18 protein-coding genes and 1 tRNA gene are annotated in these 19,126 nt (G+C 59.1%); 9 read left to right on the top strand and 10 right to left on the bottom strand.

Annotation, left to right across the window (positions count from 1 at the left end):
- Positions 1-60: 60 nt before the first annotated feature.
- A complete protein-coding gene (locus RNA01_RS03990) occupies positions 61-666 on the bottom strand; it encodes a LysE/ArgO family amino acid transporter (protein WP_147178672.1) in 606 nt (201 codons plus the stop codon).
- A gap of 88 nt (positions 667-754) precedes the next feature.
- On the opposite strand from RNA01_RS03990, the gene RNA01_RS03985 reads away from it, so the two are divergent.
- Entirely contained in the window at positions 755-1,642 is an 888-nt protein-coding gene (locus tag RNA01_RS03985) for a LysR family transcriptional regulator ArgP (RefSeq protein ID WP_147178671.1), read from the top strand.
- A gap of 89 nt (positions 1,643-1,731) precedes the next feature.
- The gene (locus RNA01_RS03980) at positions 1,732-2,106 is read left to right on the top strand and encodes a nuclear transport factor 2 family protein (RefSeq protein ID WP_170253348.1); all 375 of its coding nucleotides are present in this window, start codon (positions 1,732-1,734) and stop codon (positions 2,104-2,106) included.
- A 25-nt stretch (positions 2,107-2,131) separates the two neighbouring features.
- On the opposite strand, the gene RNA01_RS03975 is transcribed toward RNA01_RS03980, so the two are convergent.
- Positions 2,132-2,605 carry a heme-degrading domain-containing protein gene (locus RNA01_RS03975; protein WP_147178669.1) on the bottom strand — a complete coding sequence of 158 codons (474 nt, stop codon included), beginning with the start codon at positions 2,603-2,605 and terminating at the stop codon, positions 2,132-2,134.
- A gap of 88 nt (positions 2,606-2,693) precedes the next feature.
- Complete coding sequence (locus RNA01_RS03970; protein WP_147178668.1) at positions 2,694-4,865, bottom strand: sensor domain-containing phosphodiesterase; 2,172 nt, start codon at positions 4,863-4,865, stop codon at positions 2,694-2,696.
- Positions 4,866-5,132: 267 nt separating this feature from the next.
- Between RNA01_RS03970 and RNA01_RS03965 the strand changes: the two genes are divergently transcribed.
- Both RNA01_RS03965 and RNA01_RS03960 read left to right on the top strand, forming a co-directional pair.
- Complete coding sequence (locus RNA01_RS03965; RefSeq protein WP_147178667.1) at positions 5,133-5,555, top strand: secondary thiamine-phosphate synthase enzyme YjbQ; 423 nt, start codon at positions 5,133-5,135, stop codon at positions 5,553-5,555.
- A 168-nt stretch (positions 5,556-5,723) separates the two neighbouring features.
- Positions 5,724-6,095 carry a hypothetical protein gene (locus RNA01_RS03960; protein WP_147178666.1) on the top strand — a complete coding sequence of 124 codons (372 nt, stop codon included), beginning with the start codon at positions 5,724-5,726 and terminating at the stop codon, positions 6,093-6,095.
- 117 nt (positions 6,096-6,212) lie between these two features.
- On the opposite strand, the gene RNA01_RS03955 is transcribed toward RNA01_RS03960, so the two are convergent.
- Positions 6,213-6,950: an SIMPL domain-containing protein gene (locus RNA01_RS03955; RefSeq protein ID WP_284727818.1), complete on the bottom strand. Its 738-nt coding sequence runs from the start codon at positions 6,948-6,950 to the stop codon at positions 6,213-6,215.
- Positions 6,951-7,106: 156 nt separating this feature from the next.
- Between RNA01_RS03955 and RNA01_RS03950 the strand changes: the two genes are divergently transcribed.
- Positions 7,107-7,182 (top strand) — tRNA-Ile (locus RNA01_RS03950).
- Between the two features lie 8 nt (positions 7,183-7,190).
- On the opposite strand, the gene RNA01_RS03945 is transcribed toward RNA01_RS03950, so the two are convergent.
- From RNA01_RS03945 to RNA01_RS03935, 3 genes are all read right to left on the bottom strand, one after another.
- A complete protein-coding gene (locus RNA01_RS03945) occupies positions 7,191-8,291 on the bottom strand; it encodes a tyrosine-type recombinase/integrase (RefSeq protein WP_147178664.1) in 1,101 nt (366 codons plus the stop codon).
- A 970-nt stretch (positions 8,292-9,261) separates the two neighbouring features.
- Positions 9,262-9,480 (bottom strand): hypothetical protein, encoded by a 219-nt coding sequence (locus tag RNA01_RS03940; protein WP_147178663.1) that lies wholly within the window; start codon positions 9,478-9,480, stop codon positions 9,262-9,264.
- 841 nt (positions 9,481-10,321) lie between these two features.
- Positions 10,322-11,023: a hypothetical protein gene (locus tag RNA01_RS03935; RefSeq protein ID WP_147178662.1), complete on the bottom strand. Its 702-nt coding sequence runs from the start codon at positions 11,021-11,023 to the stop codon at positions 10,322-10,324.
- A 159-nt stretch (positions 11,024-11,182) separates the two neighbouring features.
- Between RNA01_RS03935 and RNA01_RS03930 the strand changes: the two genes are divergently transcribed.
- Positions 11,183-11,770 carry a recombinase family protein gene (locus RNA01_RS03930; protein WP_210245729.1) on the top strand — a complete coding sequence of 196 codons (588 nt, stop codon included), beginning with the start codon at positions 11,183-11,185 and terminating at the stop codon, positions 11,768-11,770.
- Positions 11,771-12,351: 581 nt separating this feature from the next.
- On the opposite strand, the gene RNA01_RS03925 is transcribed toward RNA01_RS03930, so the two are convergent.
- From RNA01_RS03925 to RNA01_RS23620, 3 genes are all read right to left on the bottom strand, one after another.
- Entirely contained in the window at positions 12,352-13,359 is a 1,008-nt protein-coding gene (locus tag RNA01_RS03925; RefSeq protein ID WP_147178660.1) for a hypothetical protein, read from the bottom strand.
- 437 nt (positions 13,360-13,796) lie between these two features.
- Positions 13,797-14,171 (bottom strand): hypothetical protein, encoded by a 375-nt coding sequence (locus RNA01_RS03920; RefSeq protein WP_147178659.1) that lies wholly within the window; start codon positions 14,169-14,171, stop codon positions 13,797-13,799.
- Between the two features lie 345 nt (positions 14,172-14,516).
- Positions 14,517-14,657, bottom strand: a complete 141-nt coding sequence (locus RNA01_RS23620) for a hypothetical protein (protein WP_170253347.1) — start codon at positions 14,655-14,657, stop codon at positions 14,517-14,519.
- Positions 14,658-14,815: 158 nt separating this feature from the next.
- Between RNA01_RS23620 and RNA01_RS03915 the strand changes: the two genes are divergently transcribed.
- Genes RNA01_RS03915 through RNA01_RS03905 form a run of 3 tightly spaced genes read left to right on the top strand, consistent with a single transcriptional unit; the run spans position 14,816 to position 19,098 of the window.
- Positions 14,816-15,523 (top strand): ABC transporter ATP-binding protein, encoded by a 708-nt coding sequence (locus RNA01_RS03915; protein ID WP_174824535.1) that lies wholly within the window; start codon positions 14,816-14,818, stop codon positions 15,521-15,523.
- Positions 15,524-15,527: 4 nt separating this feature from the next.
- Positions 15,528-17,891, top strand: a complete 2,364-nt coding sequence (locus RNA01_RS03910) for an ABC transporter permease (RefSeq protein ID WP_147178658.1) — start codon at positions 15,528-15,530, stop codon at positions 17,889-17,891.
- 4 nt (positions 17,892-17,895) lie between these two features.
- Positions 17,896-19,098 carry an efflux RND transporter periplasmic adaptor subunit gene (locus RNA01_RS03905; protein ID WP_147178657.1) on the top strand — a complete coding sequence of 401 codons (1,203 nt, stop codon included), beginning with the start codon at positions 17,896-17,898 and terminating at the stop codon, positions 19,096-19,098.
- Positions 19,099-19,126 lie beyond the last annotated feature (28 nt).

The raw sequence follows: 19,126 nt of genomic DNA, 5'->3' as shown, positions 1-19,126 counted from the left end.
TCGGTATCCGCCGAGACTATACGCTTTGCCGGCCTTCGCCCATCGGCGATTGTCGTGCCCTCAGCCGGTCCACACGAGATTGACGGCGATCGAGCCCATCACCAGCGCGATCAGTCCGTCCAGCAGACGCCAGGCGGCGGGCTTGGCGAAAATCGGTCGCAGATAGCGCGCGCCATAGCCAAGGGAGAAGAAGAACAGCACGGATGCCGCTGCTGCTCCGAGGCCGAAAGCAAGCCCCTGGCCGGGGTATTGGGTCGAAATCGAACCTAGCAGCACCACCGTGTCGAGGTAGACGTGCGGGTTGAGCCATGTCAGCGCGAGGCAAGTCAGAAGAGCCGTGGCAAGGCTATCCTCGGCCTCTCCCTCGGGTTTCAGTGAGGCGTTGCCGGTCAGCGCCGTGCGTAGGCTGCGAAGGCCATAATAGGCGAGGAAGGCGGCACCGCCGTAGCGCAACAGTGGGATGAGCCAGGGCACTGTAGCAATGGTGCGTGCCAGACCGCCGATGCCGGCCGAGATCAGTGCCGCATCCGAGGCGGCGCAGGTCAGGCATATGGCAAACACGTGGCTTCGCCGCAGCCCTTGGCGCAGCACAAAGGCATTTTGTGCGCCGATCGCGACGATCAGGCTGAGACCGAGAAAGAACCCGGATGTGGTGGCGATCAGCATGTCTGGCTCCGTAACGGACTACAGCTTGACTACAAGGGATGGTGTGATTAGCAAAATTCAATAATCTAAGTGAAGTTTAGGGATGCTAATGAGCCTCGATTACGCACTCCTCGATGCGCTGACCGCCGTCATCCGCTCCGGCAGTTTCGAAAAGGCCGCCCGACAGATCGGAGTGACGCCTTCGGCCATCTCGCAGCGGGTCAAATTGCTGGAGGAGCGCATCGGTTCGGTCCTGGTCATTCGCGGTCAGCCGTGCACCGCGACCGACCTAGGAATGCGGCTGGTGCGCCACGCCGAGGAAGTCGCCCTGCTCGAGAGGACTTTGGGTGATGACATTGGCGGCGGGGCGGTTGGCCAACGGAGGCCCACGATCAGGATCGCCGTCAATGCCGACAGCCTGGCGACCTGGTTCATCCAGGCCATGGCGGCGGTGCCCGACTGTCTGTTCGATCTGGTGCTCGATGACCAGGAGCACAGCGCTGACTGGCTGCGTCGCGGCGAAGTGCGCGCGGCGGTCAGCGGTTCGGATGCACCGGTACAGGGCTGCGATTGCCGGCCGCTCGGGGAGTTGCGCTACATCGCCACCGCAAGCCCCGACTTCATGCGCCGCTGGTTTGCCGAAGGGGTGACCGCCGAAGGGCTTGCCCAGGCGCCGGCGTTGACCTTCAACGCCAAGGATATGCTGCAGGCCCGCTGGATCGAGGCGCAGATCGGTGAGACAATCACCCCGCCTACCCACTGGCTGCCGTCGTCGCAGGCCTTTGTCGACGCAGCGACAGTCGGGCTGGGGTGGGGTCTCAATCCGGAAATCCTGGCAAGGGACGCGATCAGGCAAGGGCGGCTCGTGCCTCTGCTGGCGAATGCACCCTATGATGTTCCACTCTATTGGCATTGGAGCCGCTCGGTCGCCACCGCCCTCCAGTCGGTCAATCGGGCTGTTACGGAAACGGCGCGGGCGATGCTGCTGCCGGTTTGAGGCGCCTCGGCAGTCGCACACGCCAGCCATTGCCGACGTGGCGTCTGTGCCCTAATTGCTTCAGAGTGAATTTGGTGGAGGATATGCGCATGCCGATCCGCAAGCAGATCTTGTTGGCCCTCGAAGCGCTTAATCGCCGGGATTTTGCCGCGCTCGAAGACCTTTTCGACCCGGAGACGGCGCTGGACATGCCGGCCGGCCAGCGTGTGATCGGCTTTTCCTCGATGCGCGATACGTTGTCTACGTATCTGCTGCGCCACGAAGCCAGATTCGCCAACGGCGTCGTCATGGTTGACGAGGCCGGTCTGCGAGGGGCCGTTGATGGCACCCTCGACGGCCGTGCTCGCGATGGATCGCCGGACGGCGGCCGCAGCGGATGGTTTTCCCTGCCGTGCGTGCTGATTTTCGAAAGCGAGGATGATCGGTTCACCCGGCTGAGCCTCTATCTGTCGACGCCGCTGTGACGGTGTCGAAGCTCGACAATGCTCTCTATTCGTCGCTCAGGTAGTCTTCCAGCACCCTGACGATCAGGCCATGATCGTCTTCAGAGGCCATGCCGGACACAGTGATGGCGGCCACGACACCGGTGCCGATGACGCGGACTGGGAAACTGCCGCCGTGGCTGGCATAGTCGAACGGGTCCATGCCAAGCTCTGCCGACACTTCGCGGCCCTTCAGCCGATAGTTCTCGCCCACTCGCATGGATGATTTGTGAAAACGCAGTACCGTATTGCTCTTGCGGCGCGCCCAGTCGTCATTGTCCGGCGAGGAGCCGGGCAGGGCGACATGGAACAGCGTGCGGTCGCTTGTCCGGATATCGATCACCACCGGCAGATTTCCCTCGCGCGCCGCGCGTAGCAGGTGCTCGCCGATTTCGATCGCGGTGATCTCATTAAAGGCTTTGAAGACGAAGGCCTCTTCCTGGCCGGCCAGTGTGTCAAGCAGAGTGCGGTCGTTCGACATGTCTCATCCTCCCAAGGTGTGAGCAAGACTAGCGCTTTGTGCGGTGCTCGCAAAGCCTGACCGGTGTTTTATGCACCGATCCAGGATGTCACCTCACTCCAGTCAACCGGTTGAACGGCCGCGCCTGCGTGAGGGCCGCAAGGGCATCAATTGGCTGCGGTCGGGCGAGCAGAAAACCCTGGGCGCGATGATAGCCGAGGGCCTTGACGCGGGCGAGTTGTTGTTCTGTCTCGATCCCCTCGGCAACCGTCGTCAGCTTGAGGGCCGTGGCCAGGGCTGCCATCGCCTGCAGGATTGCAGCGCAATCGTTATTGGTGTCGGCCTCTTTGACGAAACTGCGGTCGATCTTGATCTTGTCGAAAGGGAAGCTGTGCAGGTAGCTCAGCGAGGAGTAGCCGGTGCCGAAGTCGTCCAGCGCGATGTCGACACCCATGGCTTTCAAGCTGTTGAGGGCGTCGAGTGTGCCGGCATCCCTCTCCATCAGCAGCGATTCGGTGATTTCTATCTCAAGCCGGTGGCTCGGCAGGCCCGAGGCGGCAAGCGCCCCACTCACCAGCGCAGGGATGTCGTCGCGGCGGAACTGCACAGGCGACAGATTGATGGCCAGACCAAGGTTGGGGGGCAAGGTGGCGAAGTCGTGGCAAGCCTTGTGAAACGCCCAACGACCGATCGATACCATCAGGCCGGTGGTCTCGGCGATCGGAATGAATTCAGCTGGGCTGATATAGCCGTGATCCGGGTGCTTCCAGCGCAGCAATGCTTCGGCTCCGACCAGCGCGCCCGTCGCAATGTCGAACTGCGGCTGGTAGTGGATCTCGAACTCGTCGCGCTTCTGGGCGCCGCGCAGGTCGTTCTCCAGTCCTCGCTTGACCAGCGTCTGACCATCCATATCCTTCTCGAAGAAATGAAATCCGTTGCGGCCTTCCAGCTTGGTGCGATAGGTGGCGAGGTCCGCATGATTGAGCAGGGTGTCACAGTCCCTGCCATCGCGCGGATGGCAGGCGATGCCGAGGCTGGCACTCGTCGAGACGAGGTGACCGCCAACGTCGAAGGTTTCTGCGAGTGCCGCGAGAATGGTCTCGGCAAAGAGCGCAAGCGCCTCCCTGCCTTGGCCGCCGCGCCGGACGATCGCAAACTCGTCGCCGCCGAGCCGGGCGAGGATGTCGTTGTGTCCGGCAATGGCGCGTAGCCGATCGGCGACCTGCTGCAACAGGGCATCGCCGACTTTGTGTCCAAGAGTCTCGTTTATCAGCTTGAAGCGGTCGAGGTCGATGCACACCACGGCAAGGCCGTTGACCTCGCCAGACGCCTGGCTCAGCAGATCCTCGATCAACCTGTGCAGGCTGTTGCGGTTGTGAAGGCCGGTCAGTTCGTCGTGGTGGGCAAGAAAGGCGATGCGGCTATCGGCCAGGCGTTGTTCGGTGACGTCGCGGATGATGAAGCCGAGGCCCGACAGGTTGAGGCGTTCATCCTGCCAGGCGGTACCGGAAACCTCGACGGTAATCTCATGATGCGACTTGCTTTGCGTTTTCAGTTCCTGGCGGTGCCGCCAGGCACCCGGTTTTCCGGACATGGCGGCGTCACCCTCTTCGGCGATCGCCAGCGGCAAGAACTTTGCCAACGGTTCTCCGAGTACATCTTCGGCGCGATAGCCGAACACCGTCTCGGCGGAGTGGTTCCAGGCGACGATACGCCGGTCCCCGTCCGCGACCACGACCGCATCGGCGGTCGCCGACATCAGCTTTGCGGAAATCACCTCCAGTCGTGAAAGCCGCCGTTGTTCCAGCTTGTCGGTCACCAGTCTGGCAAGGTCCTGCAGACGGCGGGTTGCGGTCTCGTCGAGGGGCGGCCGGACCTTCGTGTCGATGATGCACAGCGTGCCGATGCCGTAGCCTTTGGCTGACTTGAGCGGTGCACCGGCGTAAAAGCGGAAAGCGGCGCCGCCTGTGACCATGGGATTGTTGGCAAAGCGCCGGTCCAGCGACAGGTCGGGCACGACCATCGGTTGGTCGCCAAGCACGGTATGGCTACAGAATGCCACCTCGCACGGCACCGATTGAACATCGATACCAAAACGGGATTTGACCCAGACTTCCTCGGCGCCGACGAAGTTGATCAATGCGACCGGTGCGTCGAAAAGCTCTGCCGTCAGTCGCACGATATGGTCGTAGTCCGCTTCGGCCGCTGTCCCGAAAACACTGTAAGCATCAATGTCGCGCAGTCTGTCGCTGTCGCGAAGTTGTTCCAGAACGGCTTGCATGAAGTGGCCCGTGCAAAGATCTTCAATATAGTATCGAAGACAAACACGGTAGTCTTTCGATAAAGTTAAACCAGTAACTTCGCAGCATGGAGGAATTTCCTCTCTGTCTCCTCTCCTTGTTGATGGAAGTCAAAATTGCACGGCATAGTCGAGGATTTGCATCGGAAACCTTTGGGATCCGGGGCGTATGCGAGCCGTTTGGCGCGGTTGACCTTTTTCGGACGTCTGGACTATTCGATGAACTTCCGGACGTTGAGGGAGGGAGCGATGGTCTTGCGCCACATTGTGATCCGTACCAGGGGGCAGGGGCTTTACGAGTTCACACGCGAGGCGCAGTCCTTTATTGGCGAGCAGGCGGTCGACGAGGGGTTGTTCACGGTCTTCATTCGCCACACGTCTTGCTCGCTGCTGATTCAGGAGAATGCCGATCCGTCCGTCCAACGGGACATGTGCGCCTTCTTCGCCCGGCTCGCTCCACCATCATCCGATCCGTCCATGCACTGGATCGAGCACCGTCAGGAAGGGCCGGACGATATGCCCGCCCATATCAAGGCGGCACTCACGCAGACCTCGGTCGGAATTCCGTTTTCCGGCAGGCGGCTGCTGCTCGGCACCTGGCAGGGGCTTTATCTCTTCGAATACCGGGACCGGCCGCATGTGCGAGAGCTTGTCTTTCATGTTTCAGGTTGAGCGCGACCCGTCGCGAATGGGCGATTGGGGGCTGAATTCCACCATGAACGACCGCTGAACACCCGGTTCGGACCACATTCAGGCGCTCTCGGGCAATCTCCTCTTCATCGCTGATGGCAGCGGGAGTGTCAGCCGGGCCAAACCGGCAAGCCAGAGGAGAGAGAAGTCATGACCGGAATGCTTGCAAAACTGGGCCTTGCCGCCCTCGTTACCTTCGCCACCGCCGCCGGCACCGCGTCGACTGCCGCCGCAGGGTCCGATTTCAGCCTGGGCATTTATGTCGGCGGTCCCGGCTACGATCGCGACTATCGCGACAATTTCGGGCCGCGCAACGGCTGGCGTCATGAACAGCGTCGCCACAATCGCCTGGAAGGCTGTTCGCCGCGCCGTGCGGTGCAGGAGGCTCGCTGGAGTGGTCTGCGCCGCGCCCGTGTCCATAACATCACGCCACGCCGCGTGGTCGTTTCCGGCATCCGTTATGGTCAATTCGACCGCATGGTCTTTGCCAATGTCCGCGGCTGCCCGGTGATCAGATACTGATGTCTCCGCTGGATCTCGCAAAAGCCAAGGCACGCCGTATGGCGGGCCTTGGCATTTTTACCACAGAGAAGGCGGCCTGGCTCGTCCGGCACGCCGGATGAGCCAGCGGCTCCGGGCCTATTGGGCGATGGCGTAGGTGATGTTGACCGTCACCGTGTATTGGTTTTCGCCGGCGGCGATCGGTGCCGCATCGGACATCTCCTTGGCCATGGCCGCGCGATACATGGGTTGCGGCATGGGACGGGCGAAATTTTCGCTGATCTCGATCACCCGGCCGAGCTTGACGCCGGCGGCTTCGGTCAGCACCTTCGCCTTTTCGATCGCGGTGGCGACGGCCTTCTTGCGCGCCTCGGTGATCGCCGCCTCGGGGTTGTCGTTGGTGAAGGTGATGCCGCCACCCTGGTTGACGCCGAGCTTCACCGCCGCGTCGATCAGCGTGCCGAGTTTCGTCAGGTCACGGACGCGCAACGTCAGCCCGTTGCTGACGCGGTAGCCGACGATCACCGGCGCCACGTAGCTGCCGTCGTCTGTCTTGTCCTGGCGATAGAGCGGATCGACGGAAAAATTCGAGGTCTGCATGTCGCGCTCGGCGATGGACTTGGTCTTGAGGTCGGCCAGAACCTCGCTCATCGCCTGGCTATTGGCCCGTAGCGCCTCCTCGGCCGTTTCCGCCTCGCGTACGACACTCAGGTTTAGAATGGCCATGTCGGGGGCAATCGCCGCATCGCCTTCGCCCGAAACGATAATCGTCGCCTCGCGCGGCGACTGATCGTCGGCGAGTGCCGCAAGCGGCAGCAAAAAGGCGCAGGAAAGTGTCGCGGCGAGGGCGAGCCTGGTGGTCTTCAAATGGTTCATCATGGTTTCCTCGGATTGGCGTCCCTTACACATGCCTTGATGACGCGCGATTGTGAAGCCAATGCGGCGAAGACTTGTCGCCCGTCGCGAATTCGGTTAGAGCGATCTCCACGGCGCGGGTGCCATTGCCCGCCCCTGCGGCGCCATGCGCCGGGAGGGCCTGTAGCTCAATGGTTAGAGCCGGCGGCTCATAACCGCTTGGTTGGGGGTTCGAGTCCCTCCGGGCCCACCACTCTTTTATTATCTGTTTGATTTAGAACGATTTTCTCCGCAAAATCCCTCACCTTTCTCAGGGTGCGGGGCAGTGATGCGCTCGATTTGTTCCGATACCAGTCTGGAGGTGACAATGCCCAAACGTTCACGGTCCGCGCCCTTCGTATAGATTTCTGCTTGTTGGGTCGTTACCCAGCCGAACTGCGCCATCAATTGATGAGTTGTCGCACCTGCATTGGCGGCGATCGTCGCACTGAGCTTTCGCAGTCCATGAGCACTCTTCTGAACCCCTGCGGCCCTGCAAATCTCGCGGAACCAATTGCCGAACGATTCTTTTGTCAGCGGCATGCCATTTTTCCCGACAATGATCGACAGATCACCGGTCTGTGTCTCGTCGATTAGGTCCAAAACGCGATCAGAAAGCTCGATCGTCACTGGTGTGCCAGTTTTGACAGTGCGAATCCTCACAACTGCCTGCGCCATGTGCTGTCGCCCCACCCGGACAATGTCTGAGCGACGGAGGCCCGAGGTGAGCAACAGCTCAAAGGCGAGGCGTTCCCGACTTCCAATTGGCCAGTGGCTGGTAAATCGCTTCACATCCTCGTCAGTCCACGCTGGAAAGCCGTCCGACTTGTTCTTGAGCCTCTTTACGCCGATTGTGGGATCAACCCCTACATGCTCGTGTGCCAATGCCCACTTGAAGAGCGCTGACATTGATTTAAGAAAATTGTTTGCTAGTGCTGGTGTTGTCTTTCGACGTTCCAAGGCGTTGCGGATGTCTCTTGGGGCAACCGTCCGGCAGTCTACATTGCCGCTCACGTCGACGACCTGTCTATAGAACAGGCCTCTCTGCTTCCGCGTTGCTATAGCTAACCCCGACCATTCAGCGCTTTCCATGTATCGCTGAACCAACCATCGAAGCGACCGGACACGTTCAACAATAATTGTCGTTTCGACATGCTGACCAGCCACGGCAGCTTTATAGGCCACCTTGAACGCTTTGCTTGAGGGATCGTCGGGCAACCGAATTCTCGGCCCCTTTCCGATCCGGAAGAAGAGCTTTGTGCGTCCATGGCGCGATTTCTCTTTTACGACGTAGAGAGGTAGGGGCTTTGGCATGGTGCTCATTAGAGAACCACGCCCCCGCTGGATGCAACGGGCCCGAATGATGGACCCCCAGAAACGATTGGGCTGATCCTAAAGACCCGCCCATCGATTTCAATCTCCACAGTGACGTTTTCACTTCGGGCGACATCTGCCGCCCTCTTCAAATCAGCTTTCGATACCTTTTCCGATTTTCTCACCACTTCGACCTGCCACTCTCGTTACACGAAAATGCTGACGCAGAAAAAATCGTGTGGCAACAGAAAAATTAATGAAAAACAATCCACTAGCCAGACTCCCTAGTCCTTAGGGAACTTCGTTAGGGAAGTAGCGGACAGCCTAAGGCAATTACCCTATCGCGTTCGTCTCGGAACAAGAGCAGGTGTCGGAGAGATAGCTTTATCCTCCGATGCTGGCGTTGATCGACGGAAAACGTGATCAAGCCCAGACTCGGCAGCTTCCGGAAATGAAGCTAAGAACACGCGCGCCCTTGCCACTCTCCCTAAGGTCGCCTCCGCAGCCTCGTGCCTTGCTGCCACGGCTCCTGCCGCCATTCTATACTGTTGATCAGCTCGTCGCTCTGCGTTCACCTGCCGCGCCTCACACTGTCCGGCATAAGTCCGGCATTGCCACAAATGATCGTCTGCGGACGCAAGTTGTCTTTGCAACTCTTCGATTCTCCTGCTGCGAGCACCGGCTAAGCCAATAAGGTATGTCCACCAAGACACCTTTGGTGCGTTCCGTATGCTCTCGGCCAACTGCCACCGTCGATCAAAAGCGCTATCAACATCAGCTCTGGCTCTTTCGGCATCAGCCTTTGCTGCGATGACCTCCGGCGTATAGCGTCTCTTTGGGAGCATAGAAGCCAAATCGGCTCTGGCGGAAACCTCTAAGCGGTTCAATTCGTCAGAAACGCGTAGCAGATTAGGCTTCGCTAACTCACATGCCTTGGCATGTAGCCTCTGAACCTGAAGGCCCTGCTCTGTCGTGAGCGCTATTCGCGTGAACTGATTGTTGGGTTCCGCCTGCTGCTGCTCAGGAGTTGGTGCATCTGCGTGATCTGAGCTTGGGTCTGTTCGATGGCTTCCAGCATTTTTTCCTGAAGCGAGATCAGAAGTTCGGGTCCTTTCGCCGCCTCGTCCGCTTCCAGGAGGCGGCGGATAGCTCTGGTGTCCTTTAGAATGGCCTGTTCGATTGGTATCTCTTTGTTCATTCACCTTCTCCATCAAGATGTTAATCGCCGATTTGCGTTCTGCAGCCAGACGGTGCAGTGCTCCGAGAACGCAGCCGTCAGGGCTGACTACTACCGATGAGAGCGCCCTTTTTCCGGCTCCGAACCTCATTGAAAGATTAGATGGCTCGCTGGCTCGGGATCAAGAGCTTGCCCTCATCGCCGAAATTGTCTCAGCGAAAGGCCCAGTGGTGATTCATGCGCCTGGCGGTATCGGCAAGACGATCTTCGCGAACAGAATTGCAGCCAGTCTCCCTAGCGGCTCGAATTGCATTGTCTACGATTGTTTTGGAAACGGCCAATATCGTAATGCATCCGGCTATCGCCACCGGCACAAGGACGGTTTGGTACAAATTGCAAATGAGTTGGCGAGCAAGGGGCTCTGCCATTTGCTCATTCCCACAGTTCACGCGGATTCGGCTTCGCACGCTGCGCAGAGCTAACCTACGACTATGTTGTGCGAGACAAAGTCAACGAAGGGCTGCGCAAAGATCTCGAAGATCGATTGCAGCGTCTCAGAGCATTTCGGGGGTTAGCGGAGGGCTTAGCCGAACATTTTCAGGCCCAGCTAGATAATTTGCCGGAGGTCGATGACGTAAAGGACGAGGGGACGCGCATCTCCTTACACTCCCCTCCGCCGTTACCAAACTCAAGCCTCGACTAGGTGATGCCCTTTGGAGGGTTGCAAGCCGAGACCAGCAGCTATGCCAGAGAGCGCCGAATAACAGTTAGTGGCCCGCGTTGGCTCGGTGGATGTGAACTTCTGCCCTAACCCGATGCAGCACGAACAATAAGGTTGGACCTCAGGCTGCGAACAGTCTCCTCACCATTCCCAAGGCTGTTTTAGCGTAACCTCGGGATCTTTTGGTTCTTGGCTAGACTTATAGCGCATGCTTTTTTCGGGTTCTCTTTTAAGAACATCAAGCAGGTACCCTAAATCGATAGCCCTAACGAAGTTCCCGCCGCCATCGAAACCAAGCATAATTCCTCCGCGGAATTCTCCGTTTGCTGAGGGCTCTCTAAAATGTGAAAGAACCCTGACATAATCCCTGAACTGATCTCGAGAAAGCATGGGCATGTCATGCCAACATACGTTTTCTAATTTCTTATCATTTCTTTGCCAGTAATCCATTGCTATAGGCTGAATATTATTGCCTGCAATAGCTCCATATACAATTATATGCGGCTCTCCGCCAGCAACTCCATCTTCCTCATAAAGATTGCATAAGTGGATATAGTAATCCGTATAAGACTTTATTCCGTTCCTTTTAGTAAATTCCTTGTCAAACTTGTCTATTTCCGAACTAGAGTCAGCCTTGCAACGCTTGAATTCAACGACCCCCCAAAAATCGGCGTCGTTGAGTACCGCGTCACCAAGATCTCTCTCAATTGGACCTGCAAGAGGCGTGATTTTTGTTAAATTTGATTCAGCCAGAAATTGCTCAAGAAAGGCGTATTCAACCGTTTTTTCCCACCACAGATACCCCGACATTTCCTTGTCGCACCAGCTTTTAGTATTCATCACGGCACATTCCTTCTTCCTGTTTGTGAATTTGCATACGATCTAACGTTTTCCAAACATTGAAAAAATGATGATTTTTAAGACAGCTTGTGGCCGATCTTTTTGTCAGCAAAGCTAATGCATCACAAACGACCGTTTTCGGGACTGGAGGGAATGATGGGGGTGGTGATTGGATATGCGCGGGTTTCAAAATCAGACGGTAGCCAAACGCTCGACCTTCAAAAAGATGAGCTCCTGCGAGCAGGAGTTGATGCCGACCGGATCTACGAAGATTTCGCTTCCGGTAAACGAGACGATAGGCCCGGCCTTCATGCCTGTCTCAAGGCTTTGCGCTCAGGCGACACTCTCGTGGTCTGGAAGCTTGATCGCCTTGGGCGCGACATGCGGCATCTGGTCGACACCGTCGATGACCTGTCGAAGCGCGGGGTAGGTTTGCGCGTGCTTGCTGGGCAAATGCCCGTGGATACAGGCACCGCGCAGGGCAAGCTGATGTTCGGCATCTTTGCCAGCTTAGCCGAATTCGAACGAGAGCTTATCCGCGAGCGAACTATGGCGGGACTGAAGGCAGCCCGCGCCAGAGGGCGGGTAGGTGGCCGAAAGCCAAAAATGACCGGCGCAAAACTTCGGCTGGCGCAGGCGGCAATGGCAAAGCAAGGAACTGTTGTTGCTGAGCTATGCCGGGAATTGGGAGTGTCGCGGCAGACGCTTTACGAGCCCAGCCCAGTAGCGGCGTTCTTCGAGCGCTTCTGAATACGGGTTTCTGTCAGCGTAAGCTTTTCCAAGAGAAAGCTCCTTTTCGAGCAGTTTGTTTACGGCGGAAAAGGAGGTTTCTGTCTCATCCGCATCAGCCTCGTGGCTGGCGATGGCGAGGCTATTGAGGTACGTATTGAAGAAGAGGCTGTCGCTATTCACGGTTACTCCAATCATATTTGGGCATGATGCCCGATCCGCTTCCGTCGTCATCGGAGGCCGCTTAATGATGAAGCAAGATATTGATTTGTCTATTTTTTTAGTCCTTGAGGGCATCAAGGATTGGAACAGAATTCCTCAAGGTTGAAGCCTACGTTTTGATTTGAAGGCTGAACTGATGAAGGATTCGAGGTCGCTGGATCAGCCGGAGAACCGACGGCCTTCGCCGCGTATTTCTTGGTGAAGCATTTGGACAGCCATTGAAAAATAACGCTGAGCATCCGGCGATGCGTGCCAACTTCTGACTCCGCAGGGAGCCCAAATTGAATCCTTGCGGTGAGATAGCAAGCAGTCGTCCGTTTGGACCGCGCAGATGCGAGCATTTGGGGCTTGATTGGCATTTTATACCTTCTGGAGCCTCGTCAGTCACTCCGCACGCAAAAATGTTTCATGCCACTTTTAATTTCGTCGTACGCAGCAAGGAATCGCCGAGATGATGGAGGTCCTCGAATCCTTGCCAAAGCCCGAAATGCGCGGCACAGCCTTCTGTTTGGTGATGCTATCTCGCCAGTACCGCGACCGTCGATTTCTCCTTGCTGTGCACGCAGGCCTGACAAATAGGTTCTGAGCAGTTTCCGTTCCTGAGTTACGACGCTATTCGCTGAAGAATATTCATCGGCGCGAATAGCGGATGGGCATCCAGCTTCTGTGCCTGCCGTTGTGCGGTTCTCGCATAGCAATGCCGCGACGCGGCGGCTGCCGTACCGAACGAGTACCTTAGCTAGTATCCGGTCAGTCGTCGGTTCACAGCGGGGTGAGTGCGCCGTCTCCTTCCTGTTAGCAGCTACGATTTCCGCAGAGGGCTTCAAATTCGCCTTCGATGCAATTGAACGGACCGCCGCTCTCCATCGGGCGAAACCTCCGCCTGCCCGAAACAAGCGGCAGCGCTTGCGGCTCAGTTCCCACGCTGCAGCAAGCGCGTCATCTGGCCACCCAAGCATCTCGCTTTCTCGCCATATGCCCCAGAGCATATAGGTAGCTACCGCACCGGCCTTGCGTATAGGGTAATCAGGCAAGTCCACCTTTGAAAACTTGGCAGTCAGCCGACGTTTTGCAGTTTCCCGCGCAACAGGCGGTATGCGTGCTATGAAGTGCGCATGGAGGTCAAAAAGCCCGCTGACGGGATCGAAGCGCGGATGAATCGTGAGAAGGAGAAGCTCGAAAGAGCATCGTTTCCTAAGTTCGCTTAGGTGGATATTCAAAAGGGAGTTGAACGCTTTGAGACCGGCTTCCAGAGCCTCTGAGCTCACCTTGGCGCTGGGGATGCCGACACACCAGAATACACAATCCTGAAGCCCTATATCAGCCGCGAACGCTTCAAAGTCGCGCACCACTGGGACGTTCCTGCGGCGTGCATTTGCCTTGAACATCCGCGATCCACGGGTGGGTCGCCCGAGTTCGATGATCTCACCAGGAGCATCCTGCAGCAGAACGAGATATCGATCTCTATCCGAGACGAATACGTCGGCACCGACTTGCTCAAGTCGCTGGGCTAGTTGGCGTGATTGTGCAAACCGATGGTTCGCGGCGGGAGCTAGTCTGTAAGTCACCCTCGAGCCTTTCTCGAGAGTGGTGCGGGGTACGCTAGATATTCAAAAACGAAATCAATGGTGGATTTTTGCAGGTGCGGGGCACTTAACCATCTGAAAACGCTTAATTATGTTCCAACCTCCGGGCCCACCATTTCCGTCTTCGGGTGTGGTGTCTTCTCATTGGAAACCCGCTTCCAATCCTCGCACGCGGCCCGCGTCATGCACAGGAATGCCAAGCAAGCGCCTGGTGAATGCTATGCGAAAGAGATGTACATCTATTTTTGCCTGTCGAGCAGCGATCTGGCTTCCTCGAAGCGGCGGCGGCGTACCGGGTCCTTCTCGTCGGCCGAGTAGCAGGTTCGGCCGAGACAGAACTCCAGCAGTTTGTATGGGGCGCTTGCCGTTTCGAACTGGCATTCGATCGTGTCGCGGATGTCAGTGTCTTCAGCGGCCATCTTGGTCGAATAGGTCAGTCGCGCGCCCGGCGGCTTGAGTTCCGGGAAGGACTGGACGACGCCGATTTTCACCGCCTTGACCATTTCGAAATTGCGGGCGACGGTCGCGCAGATTTCTTCCATGCCGGGCGACTGGGCAGCGGCAAGGGACGGGGCGGCGATTACGGCGAAAGCGGCGAACAGAACGGGCTTCATGGTCCCTCCAAGGGCAAAAGGCTGCGATCCACCGGAGATTTCCACAAGGGGTGATTGTTCCCCGGAAGTCATCACTCTAGCGCCAATTGCAACGGCTGTCCTCCTCTGAAATTGTCGTGGTAAAGGGATGGGAGCGGTGGCTGCGCGGCAGATCCGAATGCGAGCGGGGTGTGGCCGGAATACCGCCAAGCGATAGCGGTCGGCGACGTTCTGGTCTCTGGCCGCAGCGCACTCTCCAGTCTGGCGCTCCGGTTGGGGGCAAGGCTGCCCAAACTCGTCAGGGCACCAACGGACGCGGTACCTGTTCGCGAGAGGGAGCGCTGTGAGGGGGAACCAGCTGCGTAATCAGAAGCCGGTGCTCCGCGTGAGGAGTACGTTGGCGACGCCGGAGTCGATCGTTGCGCAGATCTTGCGCGGGGCGGAGACGACCGCGATGTCATCGACACGGTGACCGGTGCCTATCGGCGCTGTTGAGAGCCTGGACATCCTCATGGCCCTTACGGCTTTCGGGGCGCCGCGACAGAGCGGTGAGCTGGAGGCGTTTGCAGGCGGGGGAGGCCCGTTTGGCGGATCAGGTTTGACTTTGGTCAAGGCCGGGCTTGGATGCAGTGCTTATCGTTAAGTCAATATGGCAAGGATGCGGGATGGCAGAGGTTCTCTTTCAGGTTGATGGTGTGACGAAGACCTATCGCACCGGCGATGTGGAGGTCTGGGCCTTGCGTGGCGTCGATCTGAGCCTGGAGCGCGGCGAGATGGCGGTGCTGCTTGGGCCCTCGGGCAGCGGCAAGTCGACGCTACTCAACATCATGGGCGGGCTCGATCGCGCCACGGCGGGGTCCGTTCGCTGCGCCGACCATGAACTGACCGGCTTCAGCGAGCGCCAGCTCACACAGTTCCGCCGCGACCATATCGGCTTCGTCTTCCAGTTCTACAATCTCATCCCGAGCCTGACGGCCTATGAGAATGTCGCCTTGGTGACGGAAATCGCCAGCAATCCCATGGACGCCGGCGAAGCGCTCGATATGGTCGGGCTGAAGGATCGCATGGACCATTTCCCGGCGCAGCTTTCCGGCGGCGAGCAGCAGCGCGTCGCTATCGCCCGTGCCATCGTCAAGCGGCCGGATGTGCTGCTCTGTGACGAACCGACGGGGGCGCTGGATTCCAAGACCGGCGTGCTCGTTCTCGATGTCCTGTGCCGGGTCAATGCCGAGTTCAACACGACCATGGCGATCATCACCCACAATGCCGCGATCCGCCAGATCGCCCATCGGGTCTTTTCCTTCCGCGACGGCCGGATCGAGGAATCCTCCACCAATGCGGTGCGGCTGCCGCCGTCCGCCGTGAGCTGGTAGCGCCATGTCGATGCTCGACCGCAAGCTCTACCGCGACCTCCTGCGCCTCTGGGCCCAGGTGCTTGCCGTGGCGCTGGTCATGGCTTGCGGGGTTGCGACAATCATCATCGCCATCGGTTCTTACCGGTCGCTCGAGGAGACGCGCGACGTCTTCTACGAGCGCTATCGTTTCGCCAATCTCTTCGCCGAGGCCAATCGGGCGCCGCTTCACCTGCGCGACCGGATCGCTTCGATCGAGGGGATCGGTGGACTGGAGCTTCGCATCGTCAAATATGTGATGCTCGACATCGAGGGCATGGTCGAGCCGGCAACCGGTGTGGCCGTCTCGTTGCCGGACAGCGGACAGCCGGGTGTCAATCGTCTCTACATCCGCAGCGGCCGCTTGCCTGAACCAGGAAGAGGCGACGAGGCAGCGGTGCTGGAGAGCTTTGCCAAGGCGCATCGACTGAGGGAGGGCAGCAGGTTTGCCGCCGTGATGAACGGCCGCAAGCAGATGCTGACGGTGACCGGCATCGTGTTGTCGCCGGAATATATCTACACCATCGGGCCGGGCGATATGGTGCCAGACCCGCGGCGTTTCGGAGTGTTCTACATGTCGCGCAAGGCGCTCGAAGGCATGTTTGACATGGGTGATGCCTTCAACAATGTCGTTCTCTCAACGTTGCGCGGCACCAATCCGGAGGTGATCAAGGCCGCGGTCGACGCTCTGCTCGAGCCGTATGGCGGACGCGGCGCCTATGGTCGCGAAGATCAGATCTCCGACACCTTCCTAGCCAACGAACTCGACGAGTTGCGGGCGATGGCGGCGGTCATTCCACCCATCTTCCTGTTCGTCGCCGCCTTTCTCGTCAACATGATCCTGACACGGTTGATCACTTTGGAACGTGAGCAGATCGGTCTGCTCAAGGCGCTTGGCTATCGCGACACGGAGGTCGCCTGGCACTATATCAAATTGACGGCTGTCATCGCCTTGATCGGCGTCGCGATTGGCTTTCTGGCCGGCAACTGGACCGGACGGGAAATGACGCGTCTCTATGCCCGCTTTTTTTCCTTTCCCTTCCTGATCTTCCGCGAGAGCTTCGACCTCTATGCGATGTCGGCAGGGATCTGTCTTGCCGCTGCGTTCGCCGGGGCAATTCGGGCGATCTGGTCGGTGGTCGCGCTGCCGGCGGCCGTCGCCATGCTGCCGCCGGCGCCCTTGCGGTTCCGCTCGCTGTTCAAGGGGTACAGGCGGGGACCGAAATTCCTGTCACAACTCACTATCATGGCCTTTCGCCAGATCGTCCGGGCGCCCGTGCGCGCCGCGCTGACCTCGCTCGGCGTGTCCTTTTCCGTGGCGCTGCTTGTCGTCTCGATGTTCTCGGGCGATGCCGTGAGCCATATGGTCGAGGAGATATTCTTTCGCATGGAACGGCAGGATGCCAGCCTGCATTTTGATCAGGACCGGCCGATCGCTGCGCTTGATTCCGTGCGGCAATTGCCGGGCGTGCTCAGGGCCGAGCCGTTCCGCGCCATCTCGGTGACCCTGCGCAACCGGCACAGTGAAAAGGACCTGACGATCTTCGGCGTTGAGGCAGAGACCGACCTTGGGCGGATCATGGATGCCGACATGCGACCCATCCCACCGCCGCCGAACGGAATTCTGCTGATCGGACGCGTCGCCGATGCGCTGGGCCTCAAGGTCGGCGATATGGTCGAGGTCGAACTGGTCGAGCGCGACCACAGGAAGGTGATGGTGCCGGTGACCGGTATCAGCCAGAGCCTTGTCGGCACCGACGCCTACATGCATATCGAGGCGCTGGACCGTCTGGTCGGGGACGGGCGCCGTATTTCCGGTGCCCGCGTCTCGCTCGATGCGTTGCAAAGGGACGCTCTGTTTGCTGAGGTGAAGAACACGCCGGCGCTTGCCTTCGTCATGTTGATCGGCTTGTCGCGTGAGCGTTTCCGGGCGACCATCGAGGAGAACATATTGATGATCCAGATTGTCTACATGACGCTCGCGGTCATCGTCGCCTTCGGCCTGATCTACAATTCGGCGCGCATTCAGCTGTCCGAGCGGGCGCGCGAACTGGCGAGCCTGCGGGTGCTCGGGTTTACTCCTGCGGAGGTGTCCCGGGTGCTGATGACGGAGTTGGCCGTGGTGATCCTTGCGGCTCAGCCGCTCGGCTGGGTGCTTGGCTATGCCTTCTCCAAGCTTGTGACTGAGGGAATCGAGAGCGATCTGTTCCGTATCCCCTTCTTTATTAATCAATCGACATTTGCCATAGCGAGCCTTGTGGTTCTTGGTGCATCGCTGGCCTCGGCGTTGATCGTGCGCCGGCGCATCGATGAGCTCGACCTCATCGCCGTTTTGAAATCCAGGGAGTAGCCCGATGCAGGGGAAATGGATCAAGCGCGCCATCGGTGTCGCTGCGGTCGGCGCGATGGTCGCCGGTTTCGCCTATGCGCTGAGGGAAAGGCCGCAATTGGTGGACGTGGGAGCGGTTACGCGGGGGGGCATGCGCGTCACGGTTTCGCAGGAGGGTGTGACGCGGGTGAGGGAAGTCTATTCGGTCTCCTCGCCGATCGCCGGTCATCTTGCCCGCACCGTGCTTGACGAGGGAGATGCGGTCAAGGCCGGGGTCACCGTGGTCGCGGCCATTCATCCGCTTGATCCACCGCTGATCGACAGCCGCAGTCGGGCCGAACTGGTTGCGGCGCGCGACGCGGCGCGGGCCGCAGTCACCATGGCTGAAATCGACCTTGGGCGCCTGCAATCCGACCTTCAGTTGGCCCGTGATACCCTGAGGCGGGCCGAGACGCTTGCCAAGACGAAATTCATCTCCCAGAGCGCTCTGGAAAAGGCCGGCACCGACGTCGAGGTGCTCGAGGCGCAGATCGGTTCGGCTGAGGCGGCGATCGAACTGCGCAAGGCGGAGTTTGCCAGCGCCGAGGCGCGCCTCATCCCGGCGGGCGATCCGAACAGACAGACCGACAGCCGCTGCTGTGTCTATCTGACGGCACCGGTCGACGGGGTCGTTCTGTCCGTCTTCGCCAAAAGCGAGCAGCCGGTCGCGGTCGGCTCCAAGATCGCCGAGATCGGCGATCCCTCCGACCTTGAGGTAACTGTTGATCTTTTGTCTTCCGATGCCGTGCGTATCAAGCCCGGCGCGAAGGCCGAGATCTTCGACTGGGGCGGTGACAAGTCGCTGGCCGCCACGGTGCGGCGGATTGATCCGGCGGGCTTCACCAAGGTTTCGGCGCTCGGTATCGAGGAGCAGCGGGTCAATCTTGTGCTCGACCTCTCCGAAAGCGATCTGCGGCTTGGCCACGGCTTCCGTGTCTATGCGCGCCTGACGCTGTGGCAGGGTGACGACGTATTGCATTTGCCGATCAGCGCGCTTTTCCGGAACGGCAGGCAGTGGAGCGTGTTCGTCATCCGTGCCGGCCGGGCGCGGCAGGTGGCGGTCGAGATCGGCCACATGAACGACGAGGCGGCTGAACTTCTCGGCGGGCTTGCCGAGGGCGACCGCGTTATCCTGCATCCCAGCGATATGATCATCGACGGAACGCTGGTCGAGGAGCGGCCGGAGTAGACGGGGGATTCCGTCCCGCTTGATCCAG

Origin of the sequence: Paenirhizobium naphthalenivorans, from assembly GCF_007992095.1 — a bacterium.
Classification (GTDB): domain Bacteria; phylum Pseudomonadota; class Alphaproteobacteria; order Rhizobiales; family Rhizobiaceae; genus Allorhizobium; species Allorhizobium naphthalenivorans.
The sequence above is the reverse complement of the archived record's forward strand: the minus strand, read 5'-3'. Positions and strand labels throughout refer to the sequence as shown.

Bases quoted from the DNA above. Each gene is read 5' to 3' on its own strand.
- RNA01_RS23620 (WP_170253347.1), bottom strand. From the start codon at position 14,657: ATGTCCAGGCTCTCAACAGCGCCGATAGGCACCGGTCACCGTGTCGAT.
- RNA01_RS03915 (WP_174824535.1), top strand. From the start codon at position 14,816: ATGGCAGAGGTTCTCTTTCAGGTTGATGGTGTGACGAAGACCTATCGC.
- RNA01_RS03945 (WP_147178664.1), bottom strand. From the start codon at position 8,291: ATGAGCACCATGCCAAAGCCCCTACCTCTCTACGTCGTAAAAGAGAAA.
- RNA01_RS03970 (WP_147178668.1), bottom strand. From the start codon at position 4,865: ATGCAAGCCGTTCTGGAACAACTTCGCGACAGCGACAGACTGCGCGAC.
- RNA01_RS03990 (WP_147178672.1), bottom strand. From the start codon at position 666: ATGCTGATCGCCACCACATCCGGGTTCTTTCTCGGTCTCAGCCTGATC.
- RNA01_RS03920 (WP_147178659.1), bottom strand. From the start codon at position 14,171: ATGAAGCCCGTTCTGTTCGCCGCTTTCGCCGTAATCGCCGCCCCGTCC.
- RNA01_RS03965 (WP_147178667.1), top strand. From the start codon at position 5,133: ATGGTCTTGCGCCACATTGTGATCCGTACCAGGGGGCAGGGGCTTTAC.
- RNA01_RS03980 (WP_170253348.1), top strand. From the start codon at position 1,732: ATGCCGATCCGCAAGCAGATCTTGTTGGCCCTCGAAGCGCTTAATCGC.
- RNA01_RS03905 (WP_147178657.1), top strand. From the start codon at position 17,896: ATGCAGGGGAAATGGATCAAGCGCGCCATCGGTGTCGCTGCGGTCGGC.
- RNA01_RS03975 (WP_147178669.1), bottom strand. From the start codon at position 2,605: ATGTCGAACGACCGCACTCTGCTTGACACACTGGCCGGCCAGGAAGAG.
- RNA01_RS03960 (WP_147178666.1), top strand. From the start codon at position 5,724: ATGACCGGAATGCTTGCAAAACTGGGCCTTGCCGCCCTCGTTACCTTC.
- RNA01_RS03955 (WP_284727818.1), bottom strand. From the start codon at position 6,950: ATGAACCATTTGAAGACCACCAGGCTCGCCCTCGCCGCGACACTTTCC.
- RNA01_RS03925 (WP_147178660.1), bottom strand. From the start codon at position 13,359: ATGTTCAAGGCAAATGCACGCCGCAGGAACGTCCCAGTGGTGCGCGAC.
- RNA01_RS03910 (WP_147178658.1), top strand. From the start codon at position 15,528: ATGTCGATGCTCGACCGCAAGCTCTACCGCGACCTCCTGCGCCTCTGG.
- RNA01_RS03985 (WP_147178671.1), top strand. From the start codon at position 755: ATGAGCCTCGATTACGCACTCCTCGATGCGCTGACCGCCGTCATCCGC.
- RNA01_RS03940 (WP_147178663.1), bottom strand. From the start codon at position 9,480: ATGAACAAAGAGATACCAATCGAACAGGCCATTCTAAAGGACACCAGA.